This window comes from Kitasatospora sp. NPDC090091, assembly GCF_044747365.1.
Taxonomy (GTDB): Bacteria; Actinomycetota; Actinomycetes; order Streptomycetales; family Streptomycetaceae; genus Kitasatospora.
In genome coordinates, this window is sequence record NZ_JBIVDY010000002.1 from 330,676 (window position 1) to 348,590 (window position 17,915).

13 protein-coding genes are annotated in these 17,915 nt (G+C 75.4%); 7 read left to right on the forward strand and 6 right to left on the reverse strand.

Translation table 11 applies throughout. The features are described 5' to 3' along the window. Nucleotides 1–127: 127 nt before the first annotated feature. On the reverse strand, nt 128–1,273 hold the full coding sequence (locus tag ACIPSC_RS04430) for a sensor histidine kinase (protein WP_400822871.1): 1,146 nt from the start codon (nt 1,271–1,273) through the stop codon (nt 128–130). Continuing rightward, nucleotides 1,270–1,920 carry a response regulator gene (locus ACIPSC_RS04435; protein ID WP_400823342.1) on the reverse strand — a complete coding sequence of 217 codons (651 nt, stop codon included), beginning with the start codon at nt 1,918–1,920 and terminating at the stop codon, nt 1,270–1,272. Before ACIPSC_RS04435 ends, ACIPSC_RS04430 begins: the two co-directional genes overlap by 4 nt. 367 nt (nt 1,921–2,287) lie before the next feature. On the opposite strand from ACIPSC_RS04435, the gene ACIPSC_RS04440 reads away from it, so the two are divergent. Together ACIPSC_RS04440 and ACIPSC_RS04445 are read left to right on the forward strand one after the other, a co-directional pair. Next, nucleotides 2,288–4,117 (forward strand): phosphatidylglycerol lysyltransferase domain-containing protein, encoded by a 1,830-nt coding sequence (locus tag ACIPSC_RS04440; protein WP_400822872.1) that lies wholly within the window; start codon nt 2,288–2,290, stop codon nt 4,115–4,117. A 299-nt stretch (nt 4,118–4,416) separates the two neighbouring features. Further along, complete coding sequence (locus ACIPSC_RS04445) at nt 4,417–5,109, forward strand: hypothetical protein (RefSeq protein ID WP_400822874.1); 693 nt, start codon at nt 4,417–4,419, stop codon at nt 5,107–5,109. Between the two features lie 209 nt (nt 5,110–5,318). Here ACIPSC_RS04445 and ACIPSC_RS04450 read toward each other — a convergent pair whose 3' ends face one another. Further along, nucleotides 5,319–8,132, reverse strand: coding sequence for a SpoIIE family protein phosphatase (locus ACIPSC_RS04450; RefSeq protein ID WP_400822875.1), 2,814 nt, complete (start codon nt 8,130–8,132; stop codon nt 5,319–5,321). Nucleotides 8,133–8,476: 344 nt separating this feature from the next. Here ACIPSC_RS04450 and ACIPSC_RS04455 point away from each other — a divergent pair, with 344 nt between their 5' ends. From ACIPSC_RS04455 to ACIPSC_RS04475, 5 genes are all read left to right on the forward strand, one after another. Continuing rightward, entirely contained in the window at nt 8,477–9,640 is a 1,164-nt protein-coding gene (locus tag ACIPSC_RS04455; RefSeq protein WP_400822876.1) for a rhodanese-like domain-containing protein, read from the forward strand. 147 nt (nt 9,641–9,787) lie between these two features. Continuing rightward, nucleotides 9,788–10,447 (forward strand): DUF5819 family protein, encoded by a 660-nt coding sequence (locus ACIPSC_RS04460; protein WP_400822878.1) that lies wholly within the window; start codon nt 9,788–9,790, stop codon nt 10,445–10,447. Continuing rightward, nucleotides 10,444–11,802 carry an HTTM domain-containing protein gene (locus ACIPSC_RS04465; RefSeq protein WP_400822879.1) on the forward strand — a complete coding sequence of 453 codons (1,359 nt, stop codon included), beginning with the start codon at nt 10,444–10,446 and terminating at the stop codon, nt 11,800–11,802. Before ACIPSC_RS04460 ends, ACIPSC_RS04465 begins: the two co-directional genes overlap by 4 nt. 5 nt (nt 11,803–11,807) lie before the next feature. Beyond that, on the forward strand, nt 11,808–13,952 hold the full coding sequence (locus tag ACIPSC_RS04470) for an FUSC family protein (RefSeq protein WP_400822881.1): 2,145 nt from the start codon (nt 11,808–11,810) through the stop codon (nt 13,950–13,952). A gap of 55 nt (nt 13,953–14,007) precedes the next feature. Next, nucleotides 14,008–14,784, forward strand: coding sequence for a TrmH family RNA methyltransferase (locus tag ACIPSC_RS04475; RefSeq protein WP_400822883.1), 777 nt, complete (start codon nt 14,008–14,010; stop codon nt 14,782–14,784). A gap of 64 nt (nt 14,785–14,848) precedes the next feature. Here ACIPSC_RS04475 and ACIPSC_RS04480 read toward each other — a convergent pair whose 3' ends face one another. The 3 genes from ACIPSC_RS04480 to ACIPSC_RS04490 form a co-directional block, all read right to left on the reverse strand. Further along, a complete protein-coding gene (locus tag ACIPSC_RS04480) occupies nt 14,849–16,156 on the reverse strand; it encodes a peptidoglycan-binding protein (protein WP_400822886.1) in 1,308 nt (435 codons plus the stop codon). 243 nt (nt 16,157–16,399) lie between these two features. Then, nucleotides 16,400–17,317, reverse strand: a complete 918-nt coding sequence (locus ACIPSC_RS04485; protein ID WP_400822888.1) for a pyridoxamine 5'-phosphate oxidase family protein — start codon at nt 17,315–17,317, stop codon at nt 16,400–16,402. An 87-nt stretch (nt 17,318–17,404) separates the two neighbouring features. Continuing rightward, the gene (locus tag ACIPSC_RS04490; RefSeq protein WP_400822889.1) at nt 17,405–17,875 is read right to left on the reverse strand and encodes a VOC family protein; all 471 of its coding nucleotides are present in this window, start codon (nt 17,873–17,875) and stop codon (nt 17,405–17,407) included. Nucleotides 17,876–17,915 lie beyond the last annotated feature (40 nt).

Consider the following 17,915-nt stretch of genomic DNA (forward strand, 5'->3'; position numbering starts at 1 on the left):
ATCTACGGATCTGCGGGGCTTTCTCGTTTCTCCGCGCTTTTGCCGCGGCGGTTCTGCCGCCGCGGCCCGTCGGGGCGGTCCACGGTCGGGCGAGCCCGCCGACCGTCGGGGAGGCCGGCGGCCCGGCTCAGCCGCGGCTGGCCGGCAGGTCGGCGCGGACCTCGAAGCCGCCCTCGGGGGTCGGCCCGGCCGTGAGCGTGCCGCCGAGCAGCTGGGCGCGCTCCCGCAGTCCGACCAGCCCGTGCCCGCCGCCCGGCAGCGTCTCGGCCGGCTGCACCGGCGGGGCGTCGTTGCGGACCTCGACCCGCAGCCGGCGGCCGCGGGCGCCGACCTTCACGTGGACGGCGGCCTCCGGCGCGTACTTGGTGATGTTGGTGAGCGCCTCCTGCACCGTCCGGTAGGCGGCCCGTTCGACCGCCTCCGGCCAGGGCCGGTCGCCGGGCGCCAGCTCGGTTTCGGCGGCCAGACCGCTCTCCCGGATCAGCCGGGGCAGGTCGGCCAGCCGGGGCTGCGGGGCCAGCGGGGCGTCCGGGCGCAGGCCGGAGGTGCGCAGCACCCCGACCATCTGCCGCAGCTCCTCCAGGGTGCGCACGGAGAGTTCCCGGATGGTCCGGGCGGTGGCGACGGCGGCCGGGTCGGCCGTGCTGACCTGGAGCGCCCCGGCCTGGATGCTGATCAGGCTGACCTGGTGCGAGACCACGTCGTGCATCTCCCGGGCCAGCCGGCCGCGCTCGCTGATCAGGACCCGCTCCGCGAGCAGCCGGCTCTCCCGCTCCTGGCCCCGGGTCAGCTCGTCCAGCCGGGCGGCCAGCTCGCGCCGGGTGCGGGAGAGCAGGCCGGTGGCGGCCGGGCCGGCGGCCAGCATGACCGACTGGATCGCGTACAGGGCGGTGTCCCGGTTGAGCGCGAAGCTCTGCTCGGAGAGCGGCCAGTGGAAGAACTCGACCAGGGCGAAGAGGGTCGCGCACGGGACCACCACGCGCGGGGAGGGGCGCTCGGCGGCCACCGTGTAGACGGCCGTTATCGGGGCGAGCCAGATGTCGTCGATGTAGCTGCCGGGCATGGTCAGCAGCAGCACGGTGACCGGGTAGCGCCGGCGCCAGAGCAGGACGACGGCGGCGAGCGTCGAGAGCAGGACCTGCCACCAGGGCGCGTCCCGGGCCACCAGCGCGGCGTCCACCAGGGAGTAGAGGGTGGGCAGCAGCAGCATCAGCCAGGGCGCGGTGTACCAGGCCCCGGCCGGTCTGGCGGGGGGCGGCCCGTCGGCGCTCATGCGCCGTTGCCGGGCTTGGGCCGCACCAGACCGGCCCGGTGGGCGATGACGGCGGCCTGCACCCGGTTGGCGGCGCCGAGCTTCCCGAGGATCGCGCTGATGTGGTCCTTCACGGTGCCGGTGCCGAGGAAGAGCCGGTCGGCGATCTCGGCGTTGGAGAGGCCCTCGCCGAGCAGCGCCAGCACGTCGAGCTCGCGCCCGGTGAGGGAGCGGGCCAGGCCGGCCGCCTCGGCGTCCGGGCCGCCGCCGTCCACGTAGCCGCCGATCACGGTGCGGGTGACGGTCGGGGAGAGGATGTTGCCGCCGGCCGCCAGCACCCGGACGGCGTGCACCAGCTGGTCCGGGGCGGTGTCCTTGAGCAGGAAGCCGGCCGCGCCGGCGCGCAGGGCGGTGCCGATGTACTCGTCGGTGTCGAAGGTGGTCAGCATCGCCACGGCCGGCGGATCGGGGAGGGCGCGCAGCCGCCGCAGCACGGAGATGCCGTCCAGGTCGGGCATCCGGATGTCGAGCAGCACCACGTGCGGGCGCAGGCGCTGGACGCACTGCTCGGCCTGGCCGCCGGAGCAGTCGCCGACCACCTCCAGATCGGGGGCGGAGCCGACGATCAGGCCGAGGCCGGAGCGGACCAGGATCTCGTCGTCGACGATCAGCACACGGGTGGTGGTGATGGTCCCCTCCTCGGTTCGGGCGCCCGGGCCCGCCGGTCCGCGCTCGATGTGGTCTGTTTGCGCGGTTTCGAGACTAGTGCGTGGCCGGCGGTCCGTGCCGGGCCGGCGTGCGCGGGTGGCCGAACGCACGGCGGGGCGTGCACCCCCGCCGTTCGGCGGGGGTCGGAATCGCCTACCGGGTTCACGCAATTCTCATCCGGGGTGGGGAACCATGGAATTGGCTGCCCCTTTGCCGGTTCTTCCGGCCTCGGCGAGGGCCGCTGGTCAGTCCGTCGGGCCCGTGCGGGCGCCCGGCGCCGGGCCGTGTGCGGATGCGCCCCACCATCTGATCGTTTGGAATTGAGCTGTGTCGTCCACTGTGAAGTCGGAGCCGTCCGCCGCCTCGACCGGGTCCCGGCCGGGTTCCCTGCTGGACCGCTGGCGCCCGCGGGCCGCGACGGCCACCGTCTGGTACCTGCGCCTGATCGCGCTGCTGAACCTTGTGACGGTGCTCCTGGCGCCGTTCCGGGACCAGGTCGAGACGCACAACGAGGGCGAGTACTTCACCCCCTACCTGATGACGGCCGGCCTCAGCAGCGCCGTGCTGTCGGTGTTCCTGGCCATCGCGATGCGGCGGCGCAAGCGGGCCGCGTGGATCTTCAACACCGCGCTGGCCGGGCTCTTCGCGCTGCTCTACCTGGTGGCCATGGCGCTGCCCGGCGAGGGCTTCGACCGGCACCCGCTGAACTACGTCTCGACCGTGCTGACCTGCGCCTTCGTGCTGGCGCTGCTGGTCGGGCGGAAGGAGTTCACCTCCAAGGGCGACCGCTCCAACCCGAAGACCGCGGCGGCCACCTTCGTCGGCGGCCTGGCCTTCGGCGGCATCGTCGGCGCCTTCCTGGTCTGGCTGGCCAACGACCGCTCCGGCGCCGACTTCTGGGATCTCTTCCGCTACTCGGTCGGCCGCATGATCACCATCACGCCGTCCGAGCACCTGCGCTCGGTGATCTCCGCGCCGACCTGGGTCAACGCGGTGATCAACGCGATGGGCGCGGTGCTCTTCCTGATCGTCCTCTACGTGGCCTTCCGCAGCCCCCGGGGCAAGGAGCTGCTGACCCCGGAGGAGGAGGAGCAGCTGCGCGGGCTGCTGGACAAGCAGGGCAGCCGGGACTCGCTGGGCTACTTCGCGCTGCGCCGCGACAAGGCCGTGGTGTTCTCCCCCAGCGGCAAGGCGGCGGTGACGTACCGGGTGGTCGGCGGGGTCTCGCTGGCCTCGGGCGACCCGATCGGTGACCCGGAGGCCTGGCCCGGTGCGATCGACGCCTGGCTGTCCGAGGCCCGCGAGCACGCCTGGGCGCCGGCCGTGATGGGGGCCTCCGAGGAGGCCGGGGTGATCTACGCCCGGCACGGGCTGGACGCGCTGGAGCTGGGCGACGAGGCGATCGTCGAGCTGGACGAGTTCTCGCTGGACGGCCGGGCGATGCGGGTGGTGCGCCAGGCGTACAACCGGGTCAAGCGGGCCGGCTACACGGTGCGGATCCGGCGGCACGAGGCCATCCCGGAGTCCGAGATGGCCGACCTGGTGGCCAAGGCCGACCAGTGGCGCGACGGCGCGACCGAGCGCGGCTTCTCGATGGCGCTCGGCCGGCTCGGCGACCCGGGCGACGGGCGCTGCGTGATGCTGGAGTGCCACGACGGCGACGGTGAGCTGAAGGCGCTGCTGAGCTTCGTCCCGTGGGGGCCGGACGGGCTCTCGCTGGACCTGATGCGCCGGGCCCGGGACACCGAGAACGGCCTGATGGAGTTCATGGTGATCGAACTCCTGCAGCGCGCGGACGAGGTCGGGCTGAAGCGGGTCTCGCTGAACTTCGCGATGTTCCGTTCCGTTTTCGAGCGCGGTTCGCGGCTCGGTGCCGGGCCGGTGCTCCGGCTCTGGCGCTCTGTACTGGGCTTCTTCTCCCGCTGGTGGCAGATCGAATCCCTGTACCGGGCCAACGCCAAGTACCGGCCGATCTGGGAGCCGCGTTATCTGCTCTTCGAGAAGAGCAGCGAGATTCCGCGGATCGGTATCGCGAGCGCCCGGGCCGAGGGCTTCATCACCGCACCGAGCCTGCCCGCCCTGTTCCGTCGTCGGCACTCCGGGACCGCCGTGGCGGCTCCCCGGGTGCCGGTGGCGGCGCGGGACGGGAAGGGGTAGTCCCTCCGCCGGGGGGCGGAGGGGACCGGTCGTCCGTATGGGGGTGTTTCGTGCTGTTCCCTCCCCCCAGAGGATGACCCGGCTCCACTTTTATGCCGATGTGGATTCATTAATCGGCTTCTAATGTTGGGGTGGTCGGGAAGGCGTTCCGGCTTCGGGGATGGCTTCGGGGATTTGGAGAGACTGCTGTGATTGACCTGACCCACGCGGGGGGCGTGCGAAAGGGGCCGCTGGCTATTGCCGGAGCGGCCGCTGTCGCCGAGTGGGGATTGCTGTTCGGCACGGTTCGCGAGCGACTGGTGGCGAAGAAGTTCGCCGCCGTCCCGCTCGCCACCGCGGCGACGGCCCTGATCCTGCTGTTCAGCATCGTTCAGCACCTGCCGGGCGGGGAGCGGCTCGTCACCCACATCGGGGTGGTGAAGGCCGCGCTGCCGCTGGAGGTCTCGCTGCTGCGGACGCCGCTGTCGCTGTACGTGCCGGCGCTGGACCTGCCGGTCTGGGGGGCGCTGGCGCAGGTCTTCGTGGTCTTCGGCATCGCCGAGATCGTGCTCGGCCGGCGGCTGACCCTGGTGGTGGCCTACGCCTGCACCCTGGCCGGGACGCTGTTCGCCCGGGTGGGCGTGGCGATCGGCCCGGAGCACATGTTCGGCTTCCCGAAGTGGGTCGCCTACGTCCGCGACACCGGCCCGTCGGCGGCCGTGGTGGCGCTGGCGATCTGCATCGCCTTCCGCTGCCGGGCCTGGTTCACGGCCGGCCTGGTGGTGGCGCTGATGGTCGGCGAGGCGATCATCCTGCCGAACCTGGCGGGTCTGGAGCACGTGGTCGCGGTGATCATGGCGCTGCTGATCGCCGTTTCGGTGGAGGTGTTCGGGGACTTCTGGCCCCGGGTGCTGGCCGGGGTCGGCGCGGCCGCATCGGTGGCCGCGGCAGCCTCGATGGAGGTGGCCGCCGAGGCCCGCCGCCGGACGTCGGCCGGAGCCGCCCAGGCTTGATTGTCGCCCGCTCGCCTCCGGGCCGCTCTGGTCCGGTGCCGACGGTCGGCGCTCCAACGCCGCTCCTTCGTCACGGCGTCCTCGCTTCTCCCTTTCGGCACCGGCGCGGCCCTTCGCCTCGGGGCGGGGTCGCCCGCTCGCCCTGGGTGCTGCTCGGGGCGGGGTCGCCCGCTCGCCCTGGGTGCTGCTCGGGGTGAGCGGGCGGCGTCTCAGGCCGGGGGCAGCGGGAGTTCGAACCAGACCACCTTGCCGACGGCCTTGCGGGCGGTGCCCCAGTGCTCGGCGAGCTTGGTGACCAGGGTCAGGCCGCGGCCGGTCTCGCCCAATTGCTCGGCGGGCTCCAGCGACGGCAGGTTGTGGTTGTCGTCGCTCACCTCGACCAGCAGCTTGTCCACCCGGATCAGCTGCAGCTGGACCCGGTCCCGGGCGACCCGGACGGCGTTCGTCACCAGCTCGCTGACCAGCAGCTCGGTGGTGTCGCTCAGCGTCTCCAGGTGCCAGGCAGCCAGCTGCTCGCGGACCAGGGCCCGGGCGCGGCGGACCTCGCGGTGGTCGACCGTGAGGTCCCAGGTGGCCACCTCGGTCGGCGCGACGCCGTCGAAGCGGGCCACCAGCAGAGCGACGTCGTCCTTGCGGTCGTCCGAGTGGAGCCGCTCCAGCACCACGTCGCAGGCCTCCTCCGGGCTCTGCCGCGGGTCGATCAGGTTCCCGCAGAGCGCCGCCAGCCCCGCTCCTATGTCGCCGCCCCGGACCTCGACCAGGCCGTCGGTGCAGAGCACCAGCATCGAGCCGTCGGAGACGTCGATGGTCTTGGCGACGAACGGCACCCCGCCGACCCCGATCGGGGCCCCGGCCGGGATCTCCAGCAGCTCGCCGCTGCCGTCCGGGTGCACCAGCACCGGGGGCACGTGGCCGGCGCTGGCCAGCTCGCAGGTCCGGTTGATCGGGTCGTAGACCGCGTAGAGGCAGGTGGCGAGGTGGTCGTCGCCGAGCTTGTGGGCCAGGTTGTCCAGGTGGCGCAGCAGCTGGCCGGGCGGCAGGTCGAGGGCGGCCAGGGTCTGCATCGCGGTGCGGAAGCGGCCCATCGCGGCGGCCGAGTGGAGGCCGTGGCCCATCACGTCGCCGACCACCAGGGCGACCCGGCTGCCGGGCAGCTGGATCGCGTCGAACCAGTCGCCGCCGACCTCGGCCTTGGAGTCGCCCGGCAGGTAGCGGTGGGCGATCTGCACACCGGGGATCTGCGGCGGACGGGTCGGGATCATCGAGCGCTGCAGGGTGGTGGCGACCTTGGACTCGGCCCGGTGCAGCCGGGCGTTGTCCAGCGAGAGCGCCGCGCGGGCGGCCAGCTCCTTGAGGGTGGCGGCGTCGCCCTCGTCGAAGGGGGTGCGGTCGGGCAGCCGGAGCAGCTTGAGGATGCCGAGCACGGTGCCCCGGGCGGAGAGCGGCACCACCAGCATCGAGCGGCCGGTGACCACGGAGGCGAGCCGGGGGCCGCCGAGCGCGGCGGCGTAGTCGACGGCGACGTCCGGGCTGACCACCGGGACCAGGACCGGCTGGTTCAGCTGGAGCGCCATGCCGGGCGGGGTGCGGCGGGGCATGGCGACCAGCGCGCCCTCGGCGAGGACGTGGTCCCACTGGCCGGCGGACTCGTTGTAGACCAGGGCGACCCGGCGGAGCATGGTGTCGTCGTCCGGCCGGGCCTCGGGCAGCTCGGAGTCGGAGATCAGGCCGTCCACCAGGTCGACGCAGGCGAAGTCGGCGACCCGGGGGACGAGCACCTGGCAGAGCTCGTGCGCGGTGAAGCCGAGGTCGAGGGTGGTGCCGACCTTGCCGCCGACCTCGTTGAGCAGGGCCAGCTGCTCGCCGGCCTGGCCGTTGGTCAGGAACGGGCCGAGCCGGCCGCTCGGCCGGGTGCCCTCCTCCGCGGCAGCGGGGCAGGGCACGGTCGGGGGTGTGGCCTGGTCGCCCCGGCGGGCCTGGTGGCCGTTGGCGGACGACTCGACGGCGGCCTGCTCGATGGCGGGTCCTCCTGTGGACGGGGCCTGTGCGGTCGGGGCCGGGGCGGTCGGGGCTTGTGCGGTCGGCGTGGCCGCGGGCCCGGTACCCGCGGCGGCCGCGGGGTGCCCGGTGGCCTGGCCCGCCGCGGCGGGGGCGGCGGGCCGCTCGGCGGCGTCGCGCTGGACGGGCAGCGGTCCGGCGGGTCGGCGGCCGGGCGCGGACTGCTCCGGCTGCGGCGGCGGGCCGCTCCGGCCGGCCCGCTGCTGGGCGGTCGGGTAGCGGCGGCCGATGCCGGCGGCGGCACGGGCGGCCCCGGTCGGCGGGTCGGCGGGCAGGACGGGCAGCAGGGTGCCGGGGTCCAGCCGCAGGGCGGGCAGGCCGGCGCGGCCGAGCCCGTCGAGCAGGGCGGCCCGGCGTTCGGCGGAGCCCGCCGGGAGCAGCCCGGCGAACGGCTCGGGCACCGGGCGGCCGGGTGCGGTGAGGGCGGCGGAGAGCCGGTGGAAGCCGCCCCGGGCGGCGGGTGCGGCGGCGAAGGGCAGCCGGCGCTCGCCGAGGGCGAGCCGCGGGCCGGCCGAGCGCAGCGGGCGGGCGTCGGCGGCCAGGGCCAGCAGGCCGGCGGCCGGGTCGGCCGGGCGGTAGGCCCACCAGAGCACGTCGCGCAAGTGCTCCTCCCGGTCGACGACCGGCATCTGCCCGGCCCAGGCGCCCTGGGCGGCGGTCAGCTCGGCCAGGGTGTCCAGGGCGTCGCAGCGGCGGCGGGTACCGGGGGCGGCGGGCCCGGGGACGCTGCGCGGCTCGACGGCGGGCAGCAGGCCGGTGGCCGAGCGGTCCTGGGCGACCTCGGCGCGGTGCCCGAACAGCTCCTCGGCGGCCCGGTTCCACTGCGCGATCCGACCCGTGCGGTCGACCAGCACGAGGGCGAGCCGGACCAGGGCGACCACACCTGACGACTGGTCACCCGGCGCGGCTCCGGTGGCGGCCGCGGTGGCCGCCGGACGCGCTGTGGAGTTGGGCTCGTCCACCATGGATTCGGTCTGCTCCCGCCTGGCCGCCACGCCTGGAGGCGGCCCGTCTCTACGGAGGAAGGCACGCTGTGCGGATACCAGCGAAGCACGGACCGGGCCGGACTCGGTACCGAAACGGGGAGATTCATCAGTATCAGTTGCGTGTCACTCGGCGTGCGCCGGTCCGCACTCCCCGTCCACCGGGGGCAGCGCTCCGGACGGAGGGTCCGCCGGGGGCACGTGGCCGGGAAACCGCCCGGGGTAGGGTGGCAGGCCGAGCCGTGCCGCGCGGCGGGCACCCGGAGGGCCGGGCGGCAGGTCGAGGGCGGCGGCACCGAGTCGGCAGGACGAGACAGAGGCGAGACGTGACCGCGCAGATCCCCGCCCGCTGGACGGACCCGGAGCAGCAGGAGCTGGAGGAGCGGGTCGCCGCCGCCGAACTCGCCTGGCTCACCATGGACGTCGACATGCAGACGCTGCGGGTCGAGATCGACAACTTCGCCCTGATCCACCACCAGCTGCTCGGTCCGCTCTACGCCCGGCTGGACGAGCTGGACGCGCTGATCGCCGAGACGGTGGCCGCCCGCACCGGGCACCCGGAGGACGTCCGGCGGGCCGCCGAGGCACGCCGCCGGGTGGACGAACTGCCCGACCTGGACGCGCTGTTCGACAGCGTCCAGGAGCAGGACGCGGCCCCGCCGCCGGCCGCGCCGGCCCGGGTGCGGCCCGGCCGGGAGGCCCAGCGGATCTACCGCGAGCTGGTCCGCCGCGCCCACCCCGACCTGACCACCGACCCGGCCGAGCAGGAGCGCCGGGCGGTGTTCCTCGTCCGGGTCAACGAGGCCTACGCGTTCGGCGACACCGCCGCGCTGGAGGGGCTCGCCGCGGAGTGGTCGACCGCCCCCGAGGCGGCGCCCGCGGTGGACTCCCCCGACCGGCTCGGCTGGCTGCGCCGTCGGCTGGAGTGGCTGAACGCCAAGATCGCCGAGACCGCGACCGAGCAGGTCCGGCTGGAGAACACGGCGATGGGCCAGCTGCTCGCGCTCGCCCCGCAGGACCCGGACAAGCTGCTGGAGGAGCTCGCCGAGCAGTTGCTGGCGAAGGCCGCCGCCCAGCAGGCCGAGCTGGAACAGTTGCTCGGCGGGGGTCCGGCGGTGCGGGACAATGGACCGGACCGTTCCGAGCCCCAGGAGAGCCAGACGATGTTCGCCCAGATCCCCTCCACCGACGCCGCCTCCGTCCCCGCCGACGCCGCCCTGCTCGACGTCCGCGAGCAGGACGAGTGGGACGCCGGTCACGTGGACGGCGCGCTGCACATCCCGATGGGCCAGCTGATCGCGCGGATCGACGAGCTGCCGGAGGAGAAGCTGTACGTGTTCTGCCGGGTCGGCGGCCGCTCCGCGCAGGTCGTCCAGTACCTGGTGCAGAACGGCCGGGACGCGGTGAACGTCGACGGCGGCATGTACGCCTGGGAGGGCGCCGGCCGTCCGATGATCTCTTCCGGCGGCCAGGACGCCTTCGTCCTCTAGGGACGTTCCCGGGCCCGGTCCGGCTGCGGCCGCGGCTCCCGCCGCCGCAGCCGGTAGGGCAGGATGGGCGCGCGACCGAGCCGGGACGGGACCGGCGGCGCCCGCCCGGGTGGCGGCACCTCCCGGCCGCAGCTTGGGGGAGGGTCCATGGCGCAGAGCGCCGACGCGCCGCCCGGTGGGCGGGCCTGGTCGAAGCCGGCGCTGGTGGTGCTCGGTACGGCCGGCGCGCTGCTCCTGGCGGGTACCGGACTCTTCCTCGGGGCGGTGTTCCTGCACGTCGCCCCGGCCAACACGCTGTCCCGGGAGTACCGGGACGAGGTGGACGGCCTGGTGTACCCGGAGTTCGAGCAGAACTGGAAGCTGTTCGCGCCCAACCCGCTGCAGCAGAACGTCACCCTGGACGCCCGGGTGCGGACGGTCGAGCCGGGCGGCGCCACCCGCACCCACGACTGGATCGGGCTGACCGCCGAGGACATCGCCGCGATCCGCGGCAACCCGGCGCCCAGCCATGCCGACCAGAACCTGCTCCGCCGGGCCTGGGACTTCTACGAGGGCTCGCACAACGCCCAGGACGACTCGCTGACCAACCCGCGCGGCAAGCTGGCCGAGCAGTACCTCAAGCGGATCGCGCTGCAGCGGATCGGCCGCGCCGTCGAGGGCGACCGGATACTGGAGATCGAGTTCCGGGTGACGACCGCGACCGTCCCGCCGCCGGACTGGAGCGGTGAGGCCGCGCCGCCCGCGCCGAAGGTGCGCGAGCTGCCCTGGTGGCCGGTCAACGACGAGGACCACCGGGGGCTCGGGTGAACGAGACGACGCAGGCGGCCGGCCCCGGGCCGCTGCTCGACGGTGTCCCCGCCCGGCCGGCCGTCCCGGCGGCCGCTCCGCCCGTGGTCGGGGCGCCCGCCGCCCGCCGGGGCCGGGAGCTCGCCGCGGTGTTCGCCCGGCTCTTCACGGCCTTCACCGGCAGGGCGCTCGGGCGGTACCAGGCGGCGGCGGTGCGGATCGGCTTCGGCCTGGTCTGGCTGGCGTACCTGGTGCGGGAGTGGCCCAACCGGCGGATGCTCTACGGCGACACCTCGCCCTGGTCGCTCGACCTGGCCGAGCGGCTGCTCGCCGACAACGGGGCGCTGACCGTGCTGCCCTGGTTCGGCGGCCGGCTCTGGTTCGAGCTCGTCTACCACCTGGCGGTGCTCTCCGCCGCCGCGCTGCTGCTCGGCTGGCGGACCAGGGCGAGCGGCGTGCTGTTCCTGGTCACCGTGCTGTCGCTGCAGAACCGCAACGTCTTCCTCGGCGACGGCGGCGACAACGTCGTCCACCTGATGGCGGTCTACCTGGTCTTCACCCGCTGCGCCGAGGTCTGGTCGCTGGACGCCCGGCGACCGGCCGCCGGCCGCGGCGGGGTGCTGCTCTGGGCGGTGCTCGGCGGGCTGCTGCTGGTCTGCCAGCTCGGCGACTTCTCCGGCGAGAGCCTGACCTGGACGGCCGCGGCCTTCCCGTACGTCGGCTGGGCCCCGGTGTTCTGGGGCCTGTGGGCGGTGGCCGGGGTCTGGTGGCTGCTCGGGCGGCTGCGGCCGGACGGCGAGCTGCGCGCGGTGCTGGACGCGCTGGCCGCCATGGTGCACAACTGCGCGATGCTGGTGATCGCGGCCGAGGTGGTGCTGATCTACGCCACGGCCGGCTGGTACAAGGTGCAGGGCTCGCGCTGGCAGGACGGCACCGCGCTCTACTACCCGCTGCACCTGGACTACTTCACGCCCTGGCCGGGGCTCTCCGGGCTGGTCGCCTCGGCACTGCTGCCGGTCTTCCTGATCTCCTACGGGACGGTGGTGCTGCAGGTCGCCTTCCCGTTCACCCTGGTCAGCCGGCGGGTCAAGAACGCACTGCTGGTGGTGATGATGGCCGAGCACCTGGGGATCGCGGTGCTGCTCGGGCTGCCGGTGTTCTCGCTGGCGATGGTCGCGGCGGACGCGGTCTTCCTGCCGACCGGGGCGCTGCGCTGGGTCGCCGCCCGGGTGGCCGGCGCCGGGCGGTGGATCGGGCTCCCCCGGCTGCGGCGGCCGGCCGTACCGGCTCCGGCCGGTCCGCCGGCGGCCTCCCCCGCGGCCCCGCTCATGGACTCACCGCCTCCGGCCGCCGGGGGAGCCGCTCCCCTAAGCTGACCGGTATGTCCTGGTTCGCCGCACTCCGAGACACCGCGCGGACCGGACTGACCCTGGATCGGGCGCTCACCGACCCGCAACGCGCGGTCCGCGGCGCCGTCGCCGTCGCGCTGGTGCTCTTCCCCACCCTGGCACTGGGTGGGGCACAGCTCGCCACCTCGGCCGCGATGGGCGCCTTCATCGCCGGGACGGCCACCTTCCAGCGCAGCTTCCGGCCCCGGGCCTCGCTCGCCGTCGCGGCCGGGACGGGCCTCGGCACCAGCACCTTCCTCGGCTACCTGGCCGTCGGCGTGCCCGGTGCGTTCCCGGTGCTGCTCGCGCTCTGGGCCTTCGGCGCCGGGCTGGCCTGGGCGATCGGGCCGACCGCCGGGGTGGTCGCCGCCAACACCGTGGCGGTGATGCTGGTCGTCGTCCAACTCCCGGTCAGCGCGGCCGAGGCGTTCGGCCACGGGCTGCTCTGCGCGGTCGGCGGCCTCGTCCAGGCGGCCGTCATCACGCTCTGGCCGATCGGCAGCTGGACCGCCCAGCGCGCGGCGCTCGCCGACACCTACGCCGAACTCGCCGACTACGCGCGCCGGCTGCGCCAGGACCCGACCGCGCACGTGGACCCGGAGCCGTTCATGACGGCCCGGCACGCCGCCGCGCTGACGCCCTGGCAGGACCGCCACCGGCCGCCCGAGCTGCGCGGACTGCGCGGGATCGCGGAGCGGATCCGGCCCACCCTGGCCGCCGTCGCCGATCCCAAGGTCGGCGCCCCCGCCGAGGGGCCGGAGCGGGACCGGGCCCGGGCCGTGCTGGCGGCCTCGGCCGAGGCGATGGACGCGCTCGCCCGGGCGGTCCGCAGCGGCGACCCGCTGCAACTGCCCCGCTCGGCGCCGGCGCTCACCCTCGCCGTCCCCGCCGACGGGCCCGAGCTGCGGGGCGCCGCCCGGCGGGCCGCCCGCCGGCTGGCCGGGCTGCTGCGCAAGGCCGCCGACACCCTGGAACGCGGCGACGAGGACACCATCAGCACCCCCGTGGTCGAGGCCGGCGGACAGCTGCGCAAGCCGCCGCTCTCCCGGATGCTGCCGGTCGCCGCCCGGGCGGTGCGCCGTCAGCTGCAGCCGCGCTCGGCGGTCTTCCAGCACGCCGTCCGGCTCACCGGGGTGGTCGTCCTCGCCTACCTGCTCGCCCGGGTGGTGGGATTCGAGCACGGCTACTGGGCGCCGATGACCGCCGCCATGGTGATGCGGCCGGACTTCGCCCAGACCTACAGCCGAGGCGTGGCCCGGCTGGCCGGGACGATGGTGGGCGTCGCACTCTCCACCCTGGTGGTGCAGCTGGCCCACCCCGGCGAGTGGGTGCTGGCCGCACTCGCGGTGCTCTGCATCGGCGGCGCCTACCTGACGCTGCGCACGGGCTACGCGCTGATGACGGTCTGCGTCTCCTCGTACGTGGTCTTCCTGCTCGGGCTCCAGGAGGGGAACCCGCTGGTGACCGCCGTCGAACGGGTCGGTCTGACGCTGCTCGGCGGCTCGGTCGCGCTGCTGGCGTACGCGCTCTTCCCGACCTGGCAGACCGCCCGGCTCGGAGAACGGCTGGCCGAGTGGCTGGCCGCCGTCGGGCAGTACGCGGCGGCCGTGCTCGCAGTCTACGAGCATCCGGCGGCGCCGCGCGGGCGGGAGGTCCGCTCGGCGCTGCTGGACTCCCGGGAGGCCCGCTCGGAACTGCTCCAGGCGATCCAGCGGGCCGACGCCGAGCCAGGCCGGCACGCCTCCGGGCTGCCCGGGGTGAGCCGCCGCCAGCTCGACCGGGCCCGGGCGGCGGTCGGCCACCTCGGGCGGGTGGTCGTCCTGCTGGAGGCCCACCTGCCCCTGCCGGACGCCGAACCGGTGCCGGGGACGGCCGAGTTCGCCGAGGAGCTGAGGCTGTCCACCGCGCTGGGGGCGGGCGCGCTGCTCACCGGGCAGCCGGTGGAGTTCGACGCGGCGCGGGAGGCGCACGAGCTGCTGGAGGAACGGCTGGCCGCGGCGCCGGCCAGTGTGCAGCGGGACGTCGTCCGGGCCAGCGGCCGGCTGCTGCTGCAGGCCCTGCGGGACCTCGAACGGGCGCTGCGCGGAGGCGGTACCGCCACCCCGGCCCAGCTCGCGGCGGAGCCGACCGCCCGCTGACGGTGACGGGCGCCCGCCGACGGGGACGGGCGTCCGGGGTGGCAGAGTGGGCGGCATGAACGACGACCAGTGGGTGCGGACCTGGCGGGTGGGGGCGCAGGAGCCCGGGACGGTGCTGCTGGACGGCTTCCACGCACTGAAGCACGCGCTGCGCTTCGGCGGGGACGTCCGCCAGGTGCTGACCGCCGACCGGGCGGCGCTGCTGGCGCTCGCCGCCGAGCTGGCCGAGGACGTGGGGCCGGCGCTGGACCGCCTGGCGGTGGAGCTGCCGGAGGCGCAGCTGCGGGAGCTGGTGCCGCGGCTGCACCCGACCGGTGTGATCGCGCTGGCCGCCCGGCCGACCGCGGCGGCCAACCTGGCCGCCCTCGCCCACCGGCCCCGGACGGCACCGGTCGTCCTGCTGGAGAACCCGCGCAACCTCGGCAACGTCGGCGCGGTGATCCGGCTGGCCGCCGGCTTCGGCGCCACCGGCGTGGTGACCACAGGTGTCCTGGACCCGTGGCACCCCACCGTGGTCCGGGGCAGCGCGGGCCTGCACTTCGCCACCGCCGTGGAGCGGCTGGAGCTGCCGGAGCTGCCCGCCGGCCCGCTCTACGTGCTCGACCCGGAGGGCGCGGACATCCGGACGACGGCCTTCCCGGACGACGCCCTGCTCGCCTTCGGCACCGAGCGGCACGGCGTCTCGGACGAGCTCAAGGCGCGGGCGGACCACCTTGTCGCGGTGCCGATGCAGCCGGGGGTCTCCAGCTTCAACCTGGCGACCAGTGTGGCGATGGGCCTCTTCCACTGGATGTCGGGGCGCCCGCCCGGCCGGCCCGGCCCGCCGCGGTAGCCGCGGCGGGCCGGGCCTTCCAGGAGGCGCGGTGCCGGGGCGACCACCGTCGGGGCGGACACCGTCAGGAGAACAGCTGTGCCCAGGTGTCCGGCCCGGGCAGGCCGTCCGCCTCGTCGCCGCGCCAGCCCTGCGCCTCCTGGAAGGCCTGGACGCACCGGCGGTCGCTCTCGCTCCAGCGCGGGCCGGGCCCCTCGGTGTAGAACCCGCCGAAGCCCCTGCGGACCAGCTGCTCGCCGAGCCGCCGGACGTCGTCGTTGTCCGCCCCGGGCCCGAACCGGTCCCGGCCGGGGAAGGCGGGCACCCCGGGGCCGGCCGGCGGGGGCGGGAGCGGGGTGGCGGGGGCGATGTCGCGGCCCTTGTGGTTGACCAGGTAGTCCCAGGTGTCCTTGCCGGGCAGGCCGTCGGCCTCGCTGCCGCGCCAGCCCTGGGCGAGCTGGAACGCCTCGGTGGCCAGGCGGTCGCTCTCGCCCCAGCGCGGGCCCGGGCCGTCGGGGTAGAACCGGCCGCCGCCGCGCTGGACCAGCAGCCGGCCGAGCGTGGTGACGTCGGCGTTGTCGGCGCCGGGGCCGAACCTGCCGGCCCCGGGGAAGGCGGTCGAGGACGCGCCGTCGCTGCTGCTCCCGGGGGAGAGCGCCGCGAGGCGGTACGGGACGTAGGAGGCGGAGTTGCTCCAGTACGCGTACGGGGTGTCCCGCCTGGTGGCGCCGGGGGCGGTCTGCTCGTAGGCCAGGTAGCGGGTGCGGGCGGTGTTCGTCCAGCCGCCGAAGACGGTCACGTGCGAGCCGGCCTGCGGGCTGGCCGGGTTGTTGTGGACGAGGATGTCGCCGGGCTGGAGGTCGTCCTTGGTGATCCGCTCGGCGAAGTCGACCAGCGTCCAGGTGGTCTGACTGCTGCCCAGGCCCCAGGCCATCGAGACGAAGCCGGAGCAGTCCTGGCGGTAGCCGTCCGACCAGTAGCGGCTCATGCTGTACGGGACCTTCTGGTTCACCCAGCTCTGCGCCCGCTCGATGATCTGCGCCCGGGTGACCGGCCCGGCGGCGTCGGACGGGGCGGCGGAGGCCCGGGCCTCGTCGCCGTAGAGGCCGCTGACCCAGCCCTGCGGGTTGGTCGGCGCCGGGGTGCTGCTGTCCCCGGGGGCCGGTGCGGCGGCGGCTCCGGCCGCGCCGCCGGCGAAGGCGGTGCTCACCGCGGCCACCAGGACGGCGGCCCGCCGCCGGACGCTCCGGGCCGCGGCGTGCCCGCCCTCGTGGACCGGTGCGGCGTGCAGCCGGGCCCGGCGGCGGGCGCTGCAGCCCGGGCATATGCAGTCCTCGTCCGGTTCGACCTCGGCGAACTCCGGCAGCGGGGTCGGTCGGTCGGTTCGGGTCATGCTCCGCCTCTCTCCCGGTCGGCCCTGACAGCTCGCCAGGGCCGACCTTCCAGGCCGGTGGCCGCGTGGTGTCGGCCTCCAAGGTCCCGCAGCGGACGGGTGTCCGGCGCGGCGGATTGAGCCGGGAGGGTGACGACCGTTCGGCGGCCGGGCGTGGTGCGCGAGGCGTTGCGCCGGTGCGTACCTGGCGGCAGGTCAGCCGGCGGGGCGAGGCGCCCTGGCCGGCGCAGGTGAGACGCCGGGTCAGGCGGCGGCCGGCGGATTGGCCGGGGAGTACTCGGGCTCGGTCCAGGTCAGCGGGGTGGCGTCGGCGAGCTCCAGGACGGCGGTGACGGTGAGGTCGACCACTCGCTCGGCGCCCGGCAGGCCGTCCCGCGCGGGCCCGGACCAGTCGGTCCGGGCCTCGCCGGTGACCAGCAGCGCCCCGCCGGTCTCCCAGTCGGGCAGCAGCAGCCCGGCGCGCGGATCGAGCTCCAGGTTTCCCAGGGTCATGAACATGCTGTTGCCGGCGTACTCCGGCCAGCGCAGCCGGTCCGGCCCGAGGACCTGGAGGAAGCCGGGGTTGCCACCGCGGTGCGAGGCGTCCACCCGGCCGTCCGGACCGGCGGTGGCGACGAAGAAGGTGTCGGCGGTCGCCACCGCCAGCTGCTGGGCGGTGGAGAGCGCCGGACCGGCAGCGACGGCGCGCGGGGTGCCGGCGGCCGGTCGGCCCGCCGGGCTGCGGCGCTGGATGTACTTGGGGCAGTTGGCGTAGACCTGGTCGGCGGCGATCACCAGGCCGCCCCGGCCGTCCGGTGCGGAGCGGCCGTTGAGCCGCATCCGGCGCCGGCTGGCCGGATCCAGCGCGATCGTCCCGACCTCGGCCGGTCCGGCCAGGACGGCGGCCAGCGGGTCGTCGGCGGCGGGCCCGGCCGCCACCGTGAGGGTCCGCTCGTCCGGCGCCCGGAGGAAGCCGGGCTCGCCGGTGAGCTGGGTGGCCCAGAGCCGGCCGTCGGCGTCGGCGGCGCCGACCACCAGCACCTGCCGCTCGGTGAGGAAGCGGGCGGCCACGGCCGGGATGGTCGAGCCGATGGCGCGGCCGGAGTGGTCGGCCCGGTCGGTGCGGCCGGCCCGGGCCTGTACCGCCCGCTCGCCCGGGTGGTAGGGCGTGCTGCCGGTCATGGCGGTGCCTCCTGGGTCTGCGAGGGGGTGTGGGGTACGGGCCCGGCCCGATGGCCGGAAGGGGCCGGTGGCCGGGCCCTGTCCGGCCTAGAAGAATCCGCAGGTCGGGGCGGACTTGGTGGGCGCCTCGGCCCCGGTCTCGTCCACGCCCTTCGGGGTGTAGATCTCCAGCCGGATGCCGTCCGGGTCGGTGAAGAAGATCCCGCCGGAGGCCGTGCCCTCGCCGTGCGGGACGACGCCGTCGTGGGCGAACTCGGCGCCCAGCTCGCGCAGCACCTGCTCGGCGGCGCGGACCTCCTCCAGCGAGTCGACCTGGAAGGAGAGGTGGTGCAGGCCGGGCGCGCCGGTGGCGAAGGTGCCCTCGCTCTGCTGCCAGAGGGTGATCACCAGCCGGCCTTCGCGGCCGAGGAAGGCGAAGCGGCGGTCGGGCTCGGTGCCCTCGCGCATCGGCTCCAGGCCGAGGGCGCGCCGGTAGAACGCGACCGAGCGGTCCAGGTCGGTGACGTTCAGGCCGATGTGGCCGGTCTGCAGGGTGCTGCTGAGGGTGGTGCTGGACATGCCTGATCACTCCCGTGGCCGGGGCATCCCGGGGACGCCG